22 protein-coding genes are annotated in these 15809 nt (G+C 66.6%); 13 read left to right on the top strand and 9 right to left on the bottom strand.

Features of this window, described 5'->3' with window-relative positions:
* From MKL09_RS25320 to MKL09_RS25305, 4 genes are all read left to right on the top strand, one after another.
* Nucleotides 1-191, top strand: a 191-nt coding sequence (locus MKL09_RS25320) for a hypothetical protein (RefSeq protein WP_244024777.1), incomplete at its 5' end; no start/stop codon positions are given.
* A 164-nt stretch (nt 192-355) separates the two neighbouring features.
* Nucleotides 356-919 carry a recombinase family protein gene (locus MKL09_RS25315; protein WP_244024776.1) on the top strand — a complete coding sequence of 188 codons (564 nt, stop codon included), beginning with the start codon at nt 356-358 and terminating at the stop codon, nt 917-919.
* A gap of 76 nt (nt 920-995) precedes the next feature.
* Complete coding sequence (locus MKL09_RS25310) at nt 996-1259, top strand: DUF4160 domain-containing protein (protein ID WP_244024775.1); 264 nt, start codon at nt 996-998, stop codon at nt 1257-1259.
* A complete protein-coding gene (locus MKL09_RS25305; RefSeq protein WP_244024774.1) occupies nt 1234-2067 on the top strand; it encodes a DUF2442 domain-containing protein in 834 nt (277 codons plus the stop codon). The genes MKL09_RS25310 and MKL09_RS25305 overlap by 26 nt, the downstream gene beginning before the upstream one ends.
* A gap of 197 nt (nt 2068-2264) precedes the next feature.
* Here the strand turns inward: MKL09_RS25305 and MKL09_RS25300 are convergent, their stop codons facing one another.
* Complete coding sequence (locus MKL09_RS25300; protein ID WP_244024773.1) at nt 2265-3551, bottom strand: hypothetical protein; 1287 nt, start codon at nt 3549-3551, stop codon at nt 2265-2267.
* Nucleotides 3552-3639: 88 nt separating this feature from the next.
* Nucleotides 3640-3843, bottom strand: a complete 204-nt coding sequence (locus tag MKL09_RS25295; RefSeq protein ID WP_244024772.1) for a helix-turn-helix domain-containing protein — start codon at nt 3841-3843, stop codon at nt 3640-3642.
* A 124-nt stretch (nt 3844-3967) separates the two neighbouring features.
* Here MKL09_RS25295 and MKL09_RS25290 point away from each other — a divergent pair, with 124 nt between their 5' ends.
* Entirely contained in the window at nt 3968-4267 is a 300-nt protein-coding gene (locus tag MKL09_RS25290) for a hypothetical protein (RefSeq protein WP_244024771.1), read from the top strand.
* A gap of 12 nt (nt 4268-4279) precedes the next feature.
* Here MKL09_RS25290 and MKL09_RS25285 read toward each other — a convergent pair whose 3' ends face one another.
* Entirely contained in the window at nt 4280-5677 is a 1398-nt protein-coding gene (locus MKL09_RS25285; RefSeq protein ID WP_244024770.1) for an ISL3 family transposase, read from the bottom strand.
* A 399-nt stretch (nt 5678-6076) separates the two neighbouring features.
* Here MKL09_RS25285 and MKL09_RS25280 point away from each other — a divergent pair, with 399 nt between their 5' ends.
* The gene (locus tag MKL09_RS25280) at nt 6077-7453 is read left to right on the top strand and encodes an exodeoxyribonuclease VII large subunit (RefSeq protein WP_244024769.1); all 1377 of its coding nucleotides are present in this window, start codon (nt 6077-6079) and stop codon (nt 7451-7453) included.
* A 14-nt stretch (nt 7454-7467) separates the two neighbouring features.
* Nucleotides 7468-7653, top strand: a complete 186-nt coding sequence (locus MKL09_RS25275) for a hypothetical protein (RefSeq protein WP_244024768.1) — start codon at nt 7468-7470, stop codon at nt 7651-7653.
* A 212-nt stretch (nt 7654-7865) separates the two neighbouring features.
* Here the strand turns inward: MKL09_RS25275 and MKL09_RS25270 are convergent, their stop codons facing one another.
* Nucleotides 7866-8648, bottom strand: coding sequence for a helix-turn-helix domain-containing protein (locus tag MKL09_RS25270; protein WP_244024767.1), 783 nt, complete (start codon nt 8646-8648; stop codon nt 7866-7868).
* Nucleotides 8649-8983: 335 nt separating this feature from the next.
* Here MKL09_RS25270 and MKL09_RS25265 point away from each other — a divergent pair, with 335 nt between their 5' ends.
* The gene (locus MKL09_RS25265; RefSeq protein ID WP_244024766.1) at nt 8984-9424 is read left to right on the top strand and encodes a hypothetical protein; all 441 of its coding nucleotides are present in this window, start codon (nt 8984-8986) and stop codon (nt 9422-9424) included.
* Between the two features lie 186 nt (nt 9425-9610).
* On the opposite strand, the gene MKL09_RS25260 is transcribed toward MKL09_RS25265, so the two are convergent.
* Both MKL09_RS25260 and MKL09_RS25255 read right to left on the bottom strand, forming a co-directional pair.
* Nucleotides 9611-9928: a hypothetical protein gene (locus MKL09_RS25260; protein ID WP_244024765.1), complete on the bottom strand. Its 318-nt coding sequence runs from the start codon at nt 9926-9928 to the stop codon at nt 9611-9613.
* A complete protein-coding gene (locus MKL09_RS25255; RefSeq protein ID WP_244024764.1) occupies nt 9925-10542 on the bottom strand; it encodes an AAA family ATPase in 618 nt (205 codons plus the stop codon). The genes MKL09_RS25260 and MKL09_RS25255 overlap by 4 nt, the downstream gene beginning before the upstream one ends.
* Nucleotides 10543-10737: 195 nt before the next feature.
* Between MKL09_RS25255 and MKL09_RS25250 the strand changes: the two genes are divergently transcribed.
* From MKL09_RS25250 to MKL09_RS25235, 4 genes are all read left to right on the top strand, one after another.
* A complete protein-coding gene (locus MKL09_RS25250) occupies nt 10738-11535 on the top strand; it encodes a hypothetical protein (RefSeq protein ID WP_244024763.1) in 798 nt (265 codons plus the stop codon).
* A gap of 130 nt (nt 11536-11665) precedes the next feature.
* Nucleotides 11666-12526 carry a TIGR04255 family protein gene (locus MKL09_RS25245; RefSeq protein ID WP_244024762.1) on the top strand — a complete coding sequence of 287 codons (861 nt, stop codon included), beginning with the start codon at nt 11666-11668 and terminating at the stop codon, nt 12524-12526.
* Nucleotides 12527-12531: 5 nt separating this feature from the next.
* Nucleotides 12532-13083 (top strand): hypothetical protein, encoded by a 552-nt coding sequence (locus MKL09_RS25240; protein ID WP_244024761.1) that lies wholly within the window; start codon nt 12532-12534, stop codon nt 13081-13083.
* A gap of 21 nt (nt 13084-13104) precedes the next feature.
* On the top strand, nt 13105-13665 hold the full coding sequence (locus tag MKL09_RS25235) for a hypothetical protein (protein WP_244024760.1): 561 nt from the start codon (nt 13105-13107) through the stop codon (nt 13663-13665).
* Nucleotides 13666-13667: 2 nt separating this feature from the next.
* On the opposite strand, the gene MKL09_RS25230 is transcribed toward MKL09_RS25235, so the two are convergent.
* The 3 genes from MKL09_RS25230 to MKL09_RS25220 all read right to left on the bottom strand — a co-directional run bounded on the left by MKL09_RS25230 (nt 13668) and on the right by MKL09_RS25220 (nt 14874).
* Nucleotides 13668-13997, bottom strand: a complete 330-nt coding sequence (locus MKL09_RS25230) for a hypothetical protein (RefSeq protein WP_244024759.1) — start codon at nt 13995-13997, stop codon at nt 13668-13670.
* A gap of 12 nt (nt 13998-14009) precedes the next feature.
* Entirely contained in the window at nt 14010-14444 is a 435-nt protein-coding gene (locus MKL09_RS25225) for a hypothetical protein (protein ID WP_244024758.1), read from the bottom strand.
* A 190-nt stretch (nt 14445-14634) separates the two neighbouring features.
* Nucleotides 14635-14874 (bottom strand): hypothetical protein, encoded by a 240-nt coding sequence (locus MKL09_RS25220; RefSeq protein WP_244024757.1) that lies wholly within the window; start codon nt 14872-14874, stop codon nt 14635-14637.
* A 229-nt stretch (nt 14875-15103) separates the two neighbouring features.
* On the opposite strand from MKL09_RS25220, the gene MKL09_RS25215 reads away from it, so the two are divergent.
* Entirely contained in the window at nt 15104-15628 is a 525-nt protein-coding gene (locus tag MKL09_RS25215) for a YfbU family protein (protein WP_244024756.1), read from the top strand.
* Nucleotides 15629-15809: the final 181 nt, after the last annotated feature.

The raw sequence follows: 15809 nt of genomic DNA, 5'->3' as shown, positions 1-15809 counted from the left end.
TCATTGCTCTCAGCGAGATGACACAAGGCCGCGAGGGTACAGAGCATAAATTCCCTCTAGCCTTAGTACAGTTTTCGGCCATCAGTGAAGCTCCATGCCGCGCTCTTTTTGCTCGGCAAGTGGACATGAAACGCCGATTTGCCGATCAGCGCGGGCAGCAGCTGCAGCCCTCAATCACCTCATGCCGTTGATCTAGATTGTAGATGTTCCAATAGGCCTTGCCCCTGTGGAACGGGCGCCGCCGGAACGGCGTCTCTGTGTGTGATCGTCCCAATAGAACGCCGTTGATTTTTGGAACAGCGCGGCTTCCTGTGTCTTAGGTTCTATTGGAACGAACCGGACCGGATCGATCGCCATGCTCGTCGGCTACGCCCGCACCTCAACCCTCGAACAAGCGGCCGGCTTGGAGGCGCAGGTCCGAGACCTCCAGACACTCGGCTGCGAGCGGCTATTCCAGGAGCAGGTGTCCTCGGTCGGGGACCGGCCACAGCTGGCGGCCGCCCTTGCCTACGTGCGGGACGGGGACACCCTCGTGGTGACAAAGCTCGACCGACTGGCCCGCTCCGTCACCCATCTCGGCCAGATCCTCGACGGCCTGACGGCCCGGGGCGTGGCTCTGCGCATCCTCAGCCTGGGCGTCGATACCGCGACCCCGACCGGCAAGCTAATGCTCAACGTGCTGGGCGGCGTCGCGCAGTTCGAGCGCGAGATGATGCTGGAGCGCCAGCGTGAGGGCATCGCCAAGGCGAAGGCCGCCGGCCTCTACAAGGGCCGGAAGCCGACCGCCCGGGCGAAGGCGGCCGAGATCGAGGTCCTGGCCGCCGAGGGTCTGAGCATGGCTGCTATCGCGGCGCGGCTCGGCATCGGCAAGGGGTCGGTCCACCGCGCCATCGGCAAGGCTCGGGCAACAGCCGTCTGATGTCGGCCTCGGTTGCGCCGAGCGCCGCAACCTCGTACGCGCTCACACGTTCCCAAGCGGTTGGGTTTGTGGTTTTATGCCGAAGACGTCGGTCGAGCTGCCGGGCCTGCGCGTGAGCTTCTACTCGAACGATCACGAGCCACGGCACGTCCACGTCACGGACGGAGCCAACGTCGCGGTGTTCGTGCTCAACTGTCCGGACGGGCCGCCAACCTTGAGGGAAAATCACGGCTTCGCGCTGCACCGGGTGAACCGCATCCGCAAGGCGCTGGCGGAGGTGATCCCGACGCTGTGTGACGATTGGGAGGCCCACTTTGGCGCGCCAGACCAAGACGACTGACGAGATCAGCGAGGCCGAGTTCGAGGCGGCGAACCGAGCCGGTGCCGCACGCCGGGCGCGAGGGATCGCATCGTCCGTTCGCTACTTCTCAACCGGGCGACGCCTCTCGATCCGGCTCTCGACGGGGATCACCCTGATTGTGCCCGTCGATCAGGTGCAGGATCTCGCGGGCGCAGCAGACGAGGATCTGCGCGACGTGCTGATCGGCCCAGCGGGCCTCGGCCTGCACTTTCCTCGGCTCGACGCTGATATCGGCGTCGCCGGCCTCCTCGATGGGGTGTTCGGCACGGCCGCCTGGATGGCGCAGCAGCTCGGCCGCGCAGGCGGCTCGGTGAAAAGCGAACGCAAGGCCGTGGCGGCGCGCGAGAACGGCAAGCGCGGTGGACGGCCCCCTCGGAAGCCGCAATCAGCGCGCTTCGTCACCGGCGCGGTCCACGGCGATCAGGCGGTGATCGTGCACGAGCAGGAGAGTGGCAACGCCTACCACCTCGTACCGGCCACGGAGGCGGTCAAAGGGCTGTTGAGCGGCGAGCTGCGAAGCATTCCGCCGGAGAGGACCGATCTCATCGAGGCGTTACGCGGACCCGGCGGGAAGAGCGTGATCGAGCACGCCGAGAGAGCCGCGCGGGAGCTTGGCGCACGCGAGGCTAGCATCGAGGAGATCGCTCAGCAGATTGATCGGTCAGGCGAGAAGGAAAGCCTTCGCGGGAAGGTCGGCGATTTGGCCGGCGTCCCGTCCGGAGCACAGGGACGCGAGGTCTCGCCGAGCGACGGGAAGCCACCTCGCCGACGGGGGCTCAGGATCTAAAGGTTCTCCGCCGAGATAGTGCAAGGTCCGGGTCCTCCCCACTGTCGCACCTGATGCGCTTTCACGGATGGCGGGATCTCGGTAGCGGGCCGATCCACGAACCGATGCATAGATCATTGTCGCCCTCACGCTTTGTCGACATGACGTGAAAGCGCAATGTAGACTTGAGCCTAGATCATTATCGCGAGCTCGGCGCATCAGGTGAAAGCGATGCCGGGCTCTCCGGGTAAACGGGACGCGGAGCGCCATAGCCCCGGCCAATCCATGAGCGCGCAGGATAGGAGGTCGCCCCTCACGGCACGCTCGTGCAACTCCCGGCGAACGTCGGCAGGGCTCCGACCGCAGAACGACTTCGGCCACGAGATGCCATATCGCTCGCCCCATTCCCCCTGCCTTCCCGTCGCGAGGGACTGGGCCTTGCCCGCCAACTCAACGACCGCAGTCGCTCGCGCGTCGCCTTTATGGGCGGCATCAATGGCGGACCGTGCAGCAGACCGGATCTGCTTGGCGTCGACCTCGTACAGCCAGCCGAGTTGAGCGCGAACGATCGCGGGAAGAAGGCCGCGCGATCGGAAGGGCGGACGCAACACCAATTCCCGCATCAGAACCTCGTCCGGGCGCTCCGAGTGGTCGCGCAACGCCACGATCGCACCAGTCATTGCGTCGCCATCTCCGGCCGCCACGCCGATGAACGTGCGCATATCCGGCCCGCGGCTCTCGAGTTGATGGATGCTGTCTAGGGATAGAGCGCCAGCCTCATAGAGGCGGAAGCCGACGCCAGGCCCATGCTTCTCGGACCGCTCCAGCATATTCTTCGCGACGCCCCAGGGCCTGCCTTGCGGCTCAGCCTTTTCGCTGAGCGTCGCGACCGCCGCGTCAAGGAGCTGAGTGAAGGGACCGCCCCGATTAACTGCCGGAAGTTGTTCTGTGAACAGCCCCCAGAGGATCCCCATCAGCCGGAAGAAAGAGGCGTCCCAGACCTTCAAGCCCTCGAAGGTAGCCAGCCGATCCAATTCGCGCTGGACCATAGCGATGCGCGCCGTGTCACGCTCCAGCTCCGTTGCCAGCGCGGCGTAGAGCGCTCGTCCACTCTCCCGCTCAGCAGCTACCTCCTGCGGGTCGATTGGATCGAGGTACGGATTTCCGGCGCGCGCGGCCCGGCTCGGATCACTATCCTCCTCTAGGATGACGCGCGTGCTGCCAACCCGTCGTTTAAACGCGTCGCGCTCGTTCTCCAGCTTTTGAACCCGGTCTTTCGAGAGGGCTCGGCTGTCCACATTCGCGTTGTTCCACGCGATCAGTGTGAAGACCCGCGCTGCGTACAGCACCGAAGTAATCCCGCCCTCTGCCAGGATTTCGGGCGATCTTAGGCGCTTTTTGGGTATACGGCCGCCGGCGAGGTCAATGATCCTCTCATCCAAATCGGTCAGCCGAGTAGGCACCTCAGCAGCAGGCCAGGACCGCCCGGGGATACCGCTCTCCATGCGAACGCCGTGGGCGCGCAACTCTGGGAAGAGGCGCGCCACAGCGTCAGCGTGCGAGACGCTTGCCGGGTCCCAACTCACCCGAAGTCTAGACGGACGGAGCTACGAGCCGGACGCCCGCGCCGCCGTCCGTCCCAGCCGGAAGGAAGGTGACGCCCCCGCCCTCCAACGTGCGGACCACATCAGCGAGCGTGCGGTCATAGGGCTGCCGCTTGTCGGTCTCGAAGTCGGCGAGTGTCTGTCGGCCGACACCGGATCGCGCCGCGAGATCATCACGGCTCCAACCGAGCATGGCCCTCGCGCCTCGGCACTGAGCGGAAGTTATCACTTTTTCGCCCAACGTCGTACTTTCTTATTGATCCGATGCCAACCTCGTACTAAATAAATGACATCAGCCGCCGAGACAAGGCAAGCTGATGTCCAACCGCCGCTCCCTCTCCTGGTCCGCCGCCCTCCGCGACGTGCGCGCCGACCGCACCAAGGTACCGGCCGGCCTGCTCTCGGCCACCGCCCGCATCGACTTCACCGTGCGCGCCACCCGCCGCCCGCTCTACGTCGCTGGTAGGTTCGACCGCGCCGCCATCATGTCGGCCGCCGCCAAGGCCGCCCACGCCCATCAGGAGCGCTTCGGCGGCACCTGGGCCGAGGCGATGTCGGTCTGCCTCACCGCCGCTTGGTGCGCCGCCAAGCTGGCCCGCCACATGGCCGCTCACTGATTGCCTGCGGGGTCAGTAGGCTTTCAGCGCCTCACGATCGATGAGAGTGCCGTAGCGCAACCGGCTCTTCGCGCGAAGGTGGTCGAACCCGATCCCGATCTGCGACGCCTCGATCTGCTTCAGGCACCGGTTCATGCCCTCGGCGAAACCGTTCGTGCGCCTGTCCTTGTAGAAGTTGAGGATCAGCTCCCCGTGGTTCTCAATCAGGTTCAGCGCGTCCTCGAAGTCTGCGCGCAGCAGGGGATCAGCTCGTCCCCGCGCGATCAGCCCATGAAGCGCAGCGCGAGCGTCGTCGGCGCTCTTGAGTTCGTAGACCTCTTGCAGATCCTCTTTAAGGCGATAAGCCCGGCACAGGTATCGCCCATCGGCTACCTCCAGCGGCGCGGGCTTGCCGTGCTCCAGCAGGTCGCCGGTGAAACGCAGCTTCCAGATGCGGGCCAGCTCGGCCCGCTGCGCTTTGTCGAGCCTCGCCCAGCGCCGGCCCAACAGGTGGTCGACGCTCCGGACCTTGAACCCCTTCTCGCCGCTGCCCTTACCCTTCTCTCTCTTGAAGGCAGCGACCACGCGTCCCCGGGCCTTGGCCATGGCCCGATTGACCGGCTCGACGACGTGGTAGCGGTCGATAACCAGAGCGGCCGTGAAGAAGCGCGTGACCATCTCCAGGTACTCCGCCCGCATGTCCGAGACGACGGTTTCGACCTCCAGCCTGTTTGTGATCCCCCTGAAGAATGCCTCGATCGTCGCCTGCGTCATGTCGGGCAGGATGTCGACGATGGTTCCGCCGACCGGATCGTAGCAGATGAACCGGAAGTCGCCGGCGAGGTCAGTCTCGTCGATGCAGATCACCTTCGGCAGCTTGGTCACGGTCGGCGGCAGCATCGCCGCGTGCTCCGAGAACACGTCCTCGACCTTCCTGGCATCGACGCCGAGCATCCCCGCAGCCTGCTCGAACGGGTGCTTGATCGCGGTATAGAAGATGTCGTGCCGCATTCGCATCGTGATGGCGTGGGCTTCGTCCACCGAGGGTATGGTCTGGACGAGGATCGCCCCGCAGGCCGTGCACTTCCTCCGGGCACGCTGGATCCGGAGATGGAGCGATCTGCGATTGCGGGGTAAGTCCGCCACGTCGAACGGCACGGAGCCATGCCCGTGGGTGCTGGCGTGCTCGCAACCTGCCACGCCTCGGTCCTTGACCGCCGCGCGCCATCCGATCTGATCGTTCGGCACATCGATCCTGCATGGGATGAGGTCGCGCAGTTTCGGCTGGCGGCCGCGCTTGGCTGGCTTTGGGCCCCGGGGCATGATGCGAACCACGCTCGGTTTGCCCGATTGACGTAGCCCTTCGACGCCCTCCCCGAACAAGCAAACCTGTTTCATGTGCCGCACCAAGACGTTGTCGCCCGGCAGCATCGTCTAATTGGCGGTGGGTGGACCGTTACCGGCGTGGCCCTCCCCTAGGTGCAGACGCCCCTACCCACCGATTTTGCGGGCGAGCCCTTCGCGATGGTGAACGAGAGCCAATCAATCCGAGCTTTGCGCCGCGTCGGACCGGTGCGCCGCTAGGGTACGACAGGGGCGATGTCCAATCAGGACAGGCCTCTCTCGACGGGGAATCGGAACGGGAAGAACGCGCGGCCCGGCGGCCGCGCGGACAGGGAGAACGGGCAGGAGAGTACCGGGCACACGGAAAACCCCGGGAAGGACGCGAGGACGGCAAGGCCAAGCCCGGGCGGCTCGGCCGATAGCCCCAGGTAGAACCAGCCTCGTCACGAACCTCCCTCGAACCCCTCAGAGCAACGAGACCTCCCCATGAGACACCACCTGTTCCACGCCTACGCGCCGTCGCGCCGGAGGGAGACGCTCTCCCCGGCCACGGAGCTGCCGGGGCGACCTCCACCCTGGCCCGAGCCGGCCAGGGTCGAGGAACGGGTGGGCGAGCTGCAGGACCTGTTCGCGTCTCTGCGCACGGCCACGCGCCTGGAGCGCGTGATCCGCGCCGCCGTGGTCGGGATGGAGCCGGGCGAGCGCGGCGACGCGTTCCTGATGCTCGGCGAGCGGCACGCCACGGCGGGCGACCCGCTGCGGCTGAAGGCGCGGTTGCGGCCGGGTGGGGCGGCCTCAGCCGAGGCCCTGCTCAACCGGGATGTGACACTCAGGGTCAGCACCGGCCTGCGCTACGGCTTCGGCCGCGGCCCGCGCGTCCAGGCCGAGGTGATCGAGGTCCTGGACGTCGCCCAGGAGCCGCTCGCGGCCGTGATCCGGCGCGAGGAGACGCTCCGGGAGATCCGGGCCGACCGGCTGCCGCACGGACCCACGACCTGGTGCGAACCGCAGGACCTGCGCCACGTGGTGGTGATCGCCTCCGAGCGCGGCGAGGCGCTGAGTGATCTCCGACGCGTGCTCGCGCCCTTCGAGAAAACGGGTGCGTCGGGGATCACATTCGTGCCGGCGATCTTCGAGGGGCCGTCCGCGGAGCGGTCCCTGATCGAGGCCTGCGCGCGGGCTGAGGCGGCGAGCGCTGGTTATGACGCACAGTCGATCACCCTTCTGGTGCGCGGCGGCGGCCCGCCAGCGGCCTTCGCCCCTCTCGACGCACCGGGGGTCGTGCGCGCCGCCCTGCGGCTCCCGAACCTCGTGGTGGGCGTCGGGCACGCGGCGACGCCGGAGACCGCCCTGGACGCCGCCGCTGCCCGCTCCGTCGCCACCCCGACGGCCGCCGCGGTGCTGGTGCGCGACCTCCTGGAGGCCTGCGCCGACCGGGCCGAGCGCGCGCTCGCCGAGCTCGACGCCGCGATCGAAGAGCAGATCGAGATCCCAGCTCGAAGCCTGCTCGCTCGGGCCGGTCGCGAGTTCGACGCGGCGGTGGATCTCTGCCTCCTGGAGGCCGAGGGCCGGCTCGCCGAGATCGGACGCGGCATCGAGGTCGGCCTGATGAGCACGGTCGCGTCGCTCTCCTCGGGCGGGCGGGCGCCAAGGGTGCCCGTCGAGCTGGGGCAGGTATCTCCCCAAGCGACCTCGGACACCGCTCCTGCGGGTCATCCGACGCTGTTCGAAATGACCCCGGACGGCCCGGCCTTCGTCACCACCGCCGCGGTGGTGCACCCGGACGACCGGCTCACGATCCTGCTCCCGGACGGGTCCATCAACGTCCGGGTCGAACACATCACCCTCTCCGCCACGAACTGAAGGACACCACGACTATGATCCCCGACGCACAGCCCACCACGTTCCTCGACGCGCTGCGGCGGATCGAGGAGCTGACGAAGCGCATCCGCCAGGGCGGGCTCGCGCACTTCGACAGCCTCGAAGCCGACATGGCCGAGGTCAGGGAGATCCGGAGTGCCCTGACCCAGCGTATCGCCGGGGTACGACGCGCCCGCAGCTGACGCCGTCCGCCGCACCCTGAGACGAGGAGGGCCAGCACCGATCCCGCGACCGTGATGGAGCGGCCGAGCCGACGAGGCCGGAGCCGCAGGCCATCACGTGTGAGCACGCGGGCAAACCCCGAGACGAAGTTCGTTAGAGCGGACGCTCCGAGCGTCCGGCATGCCGCGCGGACATGGGTTCAGCCGCCCTCGCCGCGCCGATCATGCGAATCTCAACGCCGCCCGGCTCGCGCGACAGACCTGCCTTCCGCCCGCCGGAAAGCCCCTTGCGACGGGTCCGCTGGCCTCATTTTCCCCGATTCTAGAACTTTAGTAGGCGTGGTGGTCGGGTTTGCGACCCCTCCCCCCTCCGAAGCCACGAGCGCTGTCAATCTGAACTTCGACAACGGATCGCGCTTTCGGGTCAGCTGCAGCCAAGCGATCCACTCGCGGCTGACGATGCGGACGATGTTCGTGTCGTTGCGCCAGCCGGTCACCTGCCGCTCCTCAACGGTCACGAGCCCGAGGCGGCGCGCCTCGCGCAGGGCGTTCTTCACAGCCGTGCGCCCGACACCCGCCAGGGCCGCCAAGTTCTCGATCGCCAGCCGGCAGTCCTTCCGCCGCGCGACCTCGGCCGCCACCAGGGCGAGGACCGCCTGCTCGGCCAGTGTGAACCGGGCCGCGAGCCCCGGCGGGAGCCGCCCCGAGGCGGCCCAGCGGCGACGGCGCTCCAGCGAGGCATCCGTGCGCGGGCGCGAGCCGACGGCCCTCCCGAACGATCCTGCGCGATCCCGCGTGACCGAGCTATCGCCTGGGTTAGAACTGGATGGCACAGCCTGAGGAAGTTGCGGCGTTGCCGGCGCGTCCGTGCGTGCCTCGATCAGACCGGACAGCGCCTCGGCCTCGGCCTCCGTGACCTTCCCCTCCCCGTAGGCGCGCCAGAGCAGCGCCGTCACCTGTGGCAGGGCGATTCGGTTTGCCGCCTCAATGGCGCGGCGGATCTCATCTGCAAACACGTCTCTCGGCCCTCAACGGGCCGCAACAGGTCGTTCCGGGCCGCCGCGAGGGCGTCCGGTCCACAAGGCAAAGCCTCATCGTCGTCGGAATTGGCGTTCCGACTTGACGCCCGGGGGCGTCTCATGGCTTGTGAGGGGAGCTTACGGTCCTCACAGACCTTTCGATTTCGACGGCCCTCCAGTTTGGCGACTGGGGGGCCGTTGGCTTTTCAGGGGTCGACTTGCGGCGGCGGTGTCTCCTGATGCCGGCTCACGACTCGCCGGGACGAGTGTAGCCGTGACCGCCCATGTCGACTGGGGCGCACGGTTAAGTCAACGTAAGGGAGGCGTTTAGGGTGTTCGATCAGATCCTATGGGAGTGGCGCATCATGATGCGCGCTGGTGAGGTCAGCTTCTGGGAAGGCGGCAACCTCGTCGGTGGTCTGACCATCGTTCCTGTCGCTGATCCCTCCGGTTCCACGCATCAGCCGGAAGGTTGGCAGAGCGCCTACAGGTCCCTTGATAGCGCGGGCAGCGAGGATCCGGAGCGGCCGCGCTTGCGGATCATCGGTCTTAGCGACCTGCAGCGGGTACTACCACAAGCCTCCGCTCTCACATGGCGCGAGCCGCTCGTGGACGTGCTCAAATCGCGCGTCATCCTTGACGGCCGAGATAGCCGCATGACGTTTGGCTTCAGCGTCGAGAACCCGGGGGTGCCCGCCGATCCTTCACCCGCTCAAATGGCAGATGCGACAGCGCGATTACAGGCGCTCAAGGAACGCGTGTTCCTGCCCTAGGCGAACCCAGCACAACCGCTCTGACCGTTGGACAGGCCAATTAGGTGGTAGCCCCAAACCGAGGTGCGCAGGACCCCAGAGCCCGCACGTCGTCTTCAATGGCGATCCACACGTTCGCCTGTCGCCGTCCCAATGTATGCAAAGCTACGGTTTGCATACACCTGAGCACAGTGCCCGCTGCTCGCCTCACTGCCCGGTGGTCAGGTCGGTGAAGTGGTAGCCGCGGGTCGCGAGGTAGTCTCGGACCGCGGCGCGCAGGATCTCCTGAGCCTGCACCCCGTCCTCGACGGCGAGCCGCCGGATCGCCTTAAGCACATCCTGGTGGGCGTAGAGCGTGACCTTCGGCAGCGTCCTCGGCGCGCCCCGCTCCGCGGGCGCCAAAGTCGCCTCCTCGATTTCTCGCGCTGTCTCTCTCGCGGCATCGCTACTTGTCGACATAGCGGTATCGCGCTTTGCCGCCGTCGCTGCGAGCTTGTCCTTCAGGCTCACGGCCTTGCGCGTCATCGTCCCGTCTCCCCGAGCTTGCCCTTCACCCACTGCCACAGCTCCCCGATCTCGTCCGCCGCCGGCGACCGTGGCCGCCATTCCGTGACGCCCATGCCCATCGCCATAGCGTCGAGGTGATCGGTCCGGAGCGCGATCGAGCCCGGATAGAGCGGCCCGATCTCTACAAGCGCTTCGGCCGCGTCCTCGACCCGCGCGGACGCGGCGGCCTGGGTCTGATTGAGCACGAAGGCATACGGCCGCTTGAGCGCTTCCAGCCGCTCGGCCGTGCGGCGCGTGGCGGTCAGATCGAGAAGGCTGGGGCGCACCGGCAGGAGGGCGAGATCCGCGTTCTGGAGCGCGACGGTGACCTCCGGTCCGATGACGCCTGCCGTGTCCACCACCACCAGCGTCGTCTTACCGTGGTCGCGCAAGCGCTTCAGCAGTGCGGCGAGCCCGGCGGCTTCCACCGGCCGGAACACGATGTCCGCAGTCTCGCGTCGCTCCGACCACTCCCGAAGGCTGCCCTGCGGATCGAGGTCGATCGCCACCACGATCTCGCCGGTCTGGACCGCGGCGACCGCGAGCGATGTCGCCAGGGTCGTCTTGCCCGCGCCGCCCTTCTGGGCAGCCATCGTGAGGACATTCACAACGTCATCGCTCTATGTCGACAGCGCGCCATCGCGTCATCTCGCTAAACCGCTACAGCGACGAATCGCTGTGTATCTATGGCGGGATAACGCCACAGCTCCTGTAAATAGACCAGAGCCGGCAAGGGCTCGTTTACCGTCGCACCCGGACGCTCGCGCCTCCTCCACATGAGGCGTTCCGTGCGTATCCCGTCCCGCTCCACCGCTCGCGAGAGCATCGGCATCGAGGCGCTGATGGTGCGCGCCTACCGCGAGAAGAAAATCGACCGCCTCGGCGTCGATACCCGGCGCATGCTTGGGATCCGTGGCCCGATGGCTCCCGGCAGCAACGCGCTGGCGCGCGGCGAGCGGGTCGACACCTCGGGCTGGGGCGCGTCGGCCGCCTCGCAGGCCCGTGAGGTCCTGGCGATGCTCTACGGCGCGGGCGACGCCCTGCTCACCGCCCACGACCTGGTGCTGAGCCTCGATGACTACTTCTGCGAGGATCACAACGGCGAGGACCTCGCCTTCTCGCTCTGGACCCGCGAGGGCGCTCTCGAAGCCGGCCACTTCATCGCCGAGGAGGAGCGGGGCGGGACGGCCTTCATCCAGGCCGCGAAGGTCACCCGCGAGCTGGGCCCGGACGGCGAGACCGTGCGCGTCGCGCCGATCGAGGACGCTCCGTTACGGCGGTTGAGCAAGATCGTGGTCGCGCCCCTCATCGTCGTCGCCGGCCGCTCCGATATGCCGCCCTACGTCTCGCCGATTGAGATCGATCGCGTTCGGGCCGTCTGGTGCCGCCGGACCAGGCGGCGGATCGGGACCCGGACGGAGTACATCACGCCCCTCGACGTCGTGGTGCAGGAGCGCGCCGCCTACGCCGCGTGGCACCACGCCTTGACGGCATTGGCCGAACAGCTCGCCGACCTGCCGGGTCTCGCGATCGCCCCGCCGTGTCTGCCGGCGCGGCCGTGGGAAGCCGAGGCGGTCGCGGCATAAACACCAGCCGCCATGTGGCGGTCGGAGCCGGACGCTATCTTTGCACAGCATCGGCAAGGGGGTTTAAGACGTTGTCCACCGCTTTTCGCTGAGGTGTTCGGAAGAACCGTACGTGAGACCGTAACCCCCGATGACCGCCTCTCCGACAGTCTCCCGTTTCAGGCCGGTCCACGACGCGCACGCGATCGTCGAGGAAACGATCTTCTTGGAGTTCACGCCTCCTCTGCAGCAGGCCATGCCGGCTCTGCTCACCTTGAAAGAGGAACTCAAGGACGAATTTACCGCCATCGAGACGCTGAATGTCATGCAGGTGCAGGTGACCCAGCAACAGGGCGGCGCACCGCAAATCGGCCCGCAGCAGATCAGCGAAGGCGCTGGGTTACGCATGATTAGGTCGCATGCTGACGGCACGATTGAGACCGTCATCAACATCCAAACGACCTCGGTGACGATCACGTGTAACAAATATACGCGCTGGGACGAGATTTGGCCCCATCAAAAGTCGTATATTTCGCGAATACTAGCGAAGATACACGGAACCAATTCATTTCTGACCGGCATTGGCATGCGCTGGGTCGACCAATTCGTCTACGACGGCGACGAGCCCGCCTACGCCGCGGCGGAGCTGCTGCGTAGCGGATCAGCCCATCTCAACCCGCTCGCCTTCTCGTCGGGGACGCGCTGGCACTGCCACACCGGCTGGTTCAACGGCGGGACCAACCCGGGACGCGATGTGCTCAATCAGCTCAACGTGGATGCCGGCCAGATGAACGTGGCGGGTGAGATCCGTACGGCCGTCGCGATCTCGCACATCCAGGCCTTGCGCATCGCCCAGCGGCTCGACGAGCTCGCGTCCTTCAACCAAGCTAGCGACCCGGATCATCGCGCATTGTCCGGCTTGATGGAGGCCTTACATGATGGCAACAAGCGCGTTCTGAGAGAACTCCTGACCGACTCGATGATTGAACGGATCGGCCTAGGAGCGGAGTAATGGGCATGGGCCTGACACACATGGAGACGGAAACGGGGGCGCCGATCGGCGCGCTGGTCGGCGGCGCGCTCGCGCTCGATCCGCGCGTGGTAGCGGTCGCCCTTCTGTCCGGCGTCATGCTGACAGCTCAGGCACCTGCGTTCGCCGGCTACGACGCGCACCGGTTCGAGGATACGGCCCTGCGTGCGCCTCGCGCGCCGGTCGCGTACGCCGAGCCCGAGGAGATCAAGCGTCTCCAGACCATCGCGGCCTATGAAGCCGGCTGGGACGGCCCCGAGAGCGTCGGCCCCACCATCGAGACATCTCGGCAGGCGCTCGCGTTCGTGCGCGAGCTTCATGCCCTCGGCGATCTCGCGCGGCCGTACATCAGTCTCGCGGGCGACGGCGAGATCAACTTCTACTGGAAGACGCCGCACGTCGAGTTGGATCTGGGCTTCACGGGAACGAGGCAGTACTCGTACTATGGCCGTACGCCGGACGGTATCGAGTTCGCCGAGGATGGGGCTGCCATAGGCACTCCTCTGCCGCCCGAGCTGATCGCCGTTCTGCGCACCTGAGCCCTATCGTGTAGGTCATGAATGAGCGTCGCGGTCGCGCGCGAGACGCCTGAGCCGGATACCACCGTTCCCCACGAGGAGTGGCTGCTCCGGCTCACCTACCATCCGGAGCACTTTGAAAACGGCGAGATCAGACCTTCAGCCGTCAACCTCGAAGACCTGAGTTCGCGCGGCTACAGCGTCGACCGCGAGCACCTTGTCGCGCCCGCGACCATCACCGAGCGTGCTCGGGATCAGACAGCGAAGAACCCTAAGGACCGGCAGTCGTCCTTCATGTCTAGGTTCGAGTGCGGCCCCGTTTGCAACGAGGTCGATACCGCCGGCCAGACAGCCTTCCTGGTCGAAGCGTCGCCTGTGGAGGCCACGGAGGAGTGTGAGGCCAATCCGGCACACGCTCACATCAAGAGTGCGGTCCATCGTGGGAAGGCCGGCCTTCGCCAGATCCGCCTCCTCCTGCTGCGCCATCTGCAAAACCTCGTCACCCTCGACGAGTACATGGCCGGCGTCGCCAGCAACGACGACGGGTGGGTGAACACGCCACCTGACGCTTCCGTGTCGGCGGACCCGGACGGTGCGGCCTGAGGTTACAGGTCGCCAATCTGGTGTAGAATCACGCCAACCTGTCTGCCGGTGACCGAAACGGTCAGCATGTGCCCACCGGGCGCATCAATCGGGATGGCAAACTCGATCGGGATCTCCGTGCCGGCAGGGAGCTGCAGGCCATTTACGAGCTGGCCCCCATTCGGCATGGATAGGACGGCGGTGCCACGCCGGTGACCACCCTCCTCAACGTAGGAGCCGCGATAGACGCCCCCGCCGACGTCAAGACCGGCAACCTTGCCGTTGGCGAGAGCCATGGCACCCGCGCCCGAGCCGGACGCGCCGGCGTAGTCGATCCGATAGAATGCACCCATCGTCGCCCCCTGCTAGCCGCGGCACCACTTCGGCGGCGTGCGTCGTTCCCCCATACCGGGCGCATAGAAGTCCAGAAATTCGCTCGCCGCCGCGGTAGCGTCGATCTCGTTTGGGATCAGCGCTGCAACTCGAACCGCCTGCGCCATCGTCTCGACGATCGCCTGGGGACCGAAGCGCTCCGGCTTCCTGTCTTTGGCATCCCAGCCGGCCTGGTTCTCGATGTCGGCGAGCGCGGCGGTCTGTACCGTCCAGAGGAACCGATCGGTCCTGCTCACCGCCGAGTAATCGTGCTGCTCCTGGCCGTATCGAACGAACCAGTGAGGCACGTCGCGAGAGCGCTCCGAGCCCGCATAGAAGGCGCAGAACGCCTTGGCAGCTTCGGCTGCGGTCATGTCGTCCGGGATGCGACCGGCGGCACGAACCGCCTCGTCGATACGGATGAACATCCCGGATCCGGAATACTCGGCCACCTTCTGCGGATCTTTGCTCGGATCGGTCCGGCGAACCCGGCCGGCCTCCGCCAGCAGTCCCGCCTGGACGATCCAGAGGAAACCCCGCGCCTTGGCGCGGCGCTCTTCAACGGTCAATATGCTCGCCACGTTCGCCCCTTCTGGTCGAATTGGAGTGCCGCCGAGATCAGCGCTTCTGGCTCAACGCCGAGCCCGCTGCCGACCGGCTCGCCTTTGCGGAGCGGCCGTCGCTGAGCGTCTTGGACGCCTTGGTCGCTGCACCCGACGACGTGTTCTTGGTATTGCGCGTCTCCTTCTGCGACAGGGCAGAGCCGCCCGCAGACTTGCTCTTCGAGCCAGTCTCGCCGCTGCGCAGGGTCTTGGACGCCGCCGTGGCAGCCTTCGAGGATGTGGTCTTGCCGGCCATAGCAGTTCTCCGTCGCGGCGCAGATCAAAGGCGTAAGGCTAGCCAGACCACGCACGTCCGAGACGTCGGAGCGCTCCTTGGGCGCTACAAGTACTGAACGCGCGGCGCCCAGTTAGATCCTGTGGATAACCGCCGCTCCAACAGTCAAGCTTGATCGGTCCTGCTGCCGTTGCAAACGGTGCCCGGGTTGCCACCTGAGGCCGATCCCAGGAATGCGAACGAGAGCGGCATGAAACTTAGCAATGGTGAGCGACTGATCGTGGCGCTGTTGTGCGACATCAGCAAGAAGCTCGACGCGCGTCACGAGATCGACCCGGAGTTCGTGATGCGCTCGCTCGGCACTCACGAATGGGGCCTGTCCTGGGAGTACAGCGGCCTCTTCGACCAGGAAGACGCGCCACCCCTCGTCCGTGAGACCTGCGACATCCTCGATATGTGGCGCGCGCTGGAACAGGCCTACGCCGCTCTTCCGGATGCCGACAGGGCTCGCGTGGATGCGGCTCTTGGCGGGGCCGACCCGGTCCGGTTCGGCGGGTTCGACGGCAACCACAACGACCACCACGGCATCGCCCATCACCTCATCGAGGCGATGGGACGATACCAGCATTTCAAGGGCCACTACATGAACTCGCACACTCAGACGAGCTTGCCGGAGTACAAGGCCATGCTCCGCCGCTTTGACCGCAAGGCCTTCCATGGCGATCCGAGCGCCGATCGGATCATCGCCGTGATGGGCGGCCCGCGATCGGCTTAGGGCGGCCTGTGGCGGCGCAGCCCTGGGCGACCTCGACCGGTCCGTCCGGCGTCTCGCGCCGTCGCTTGTGATCGCAGAACGCCTCCAAGTCGCTTAGGCCGACACGGCTGGCCGAGTACGACGCAGGAGTCCGATTGCACCCACTCGACAACTCTAGCTTGACCGTAGCATCCTTCGCTCA

Origin of the sequence: Methylobacterium sp. J-048, from assembly GCF_022829515.1 — a bacterium.
Lineage (GTDB): Bacteria > Pseudomonadota > Alphaproteobacteria > Rhizobiales > Beijerinckiaceae > Methylobacterium.
Note: the sequence above shows the minus strand (reverse complement) of the source record. Positions and strands in the feature narration are given on the sequence as shown.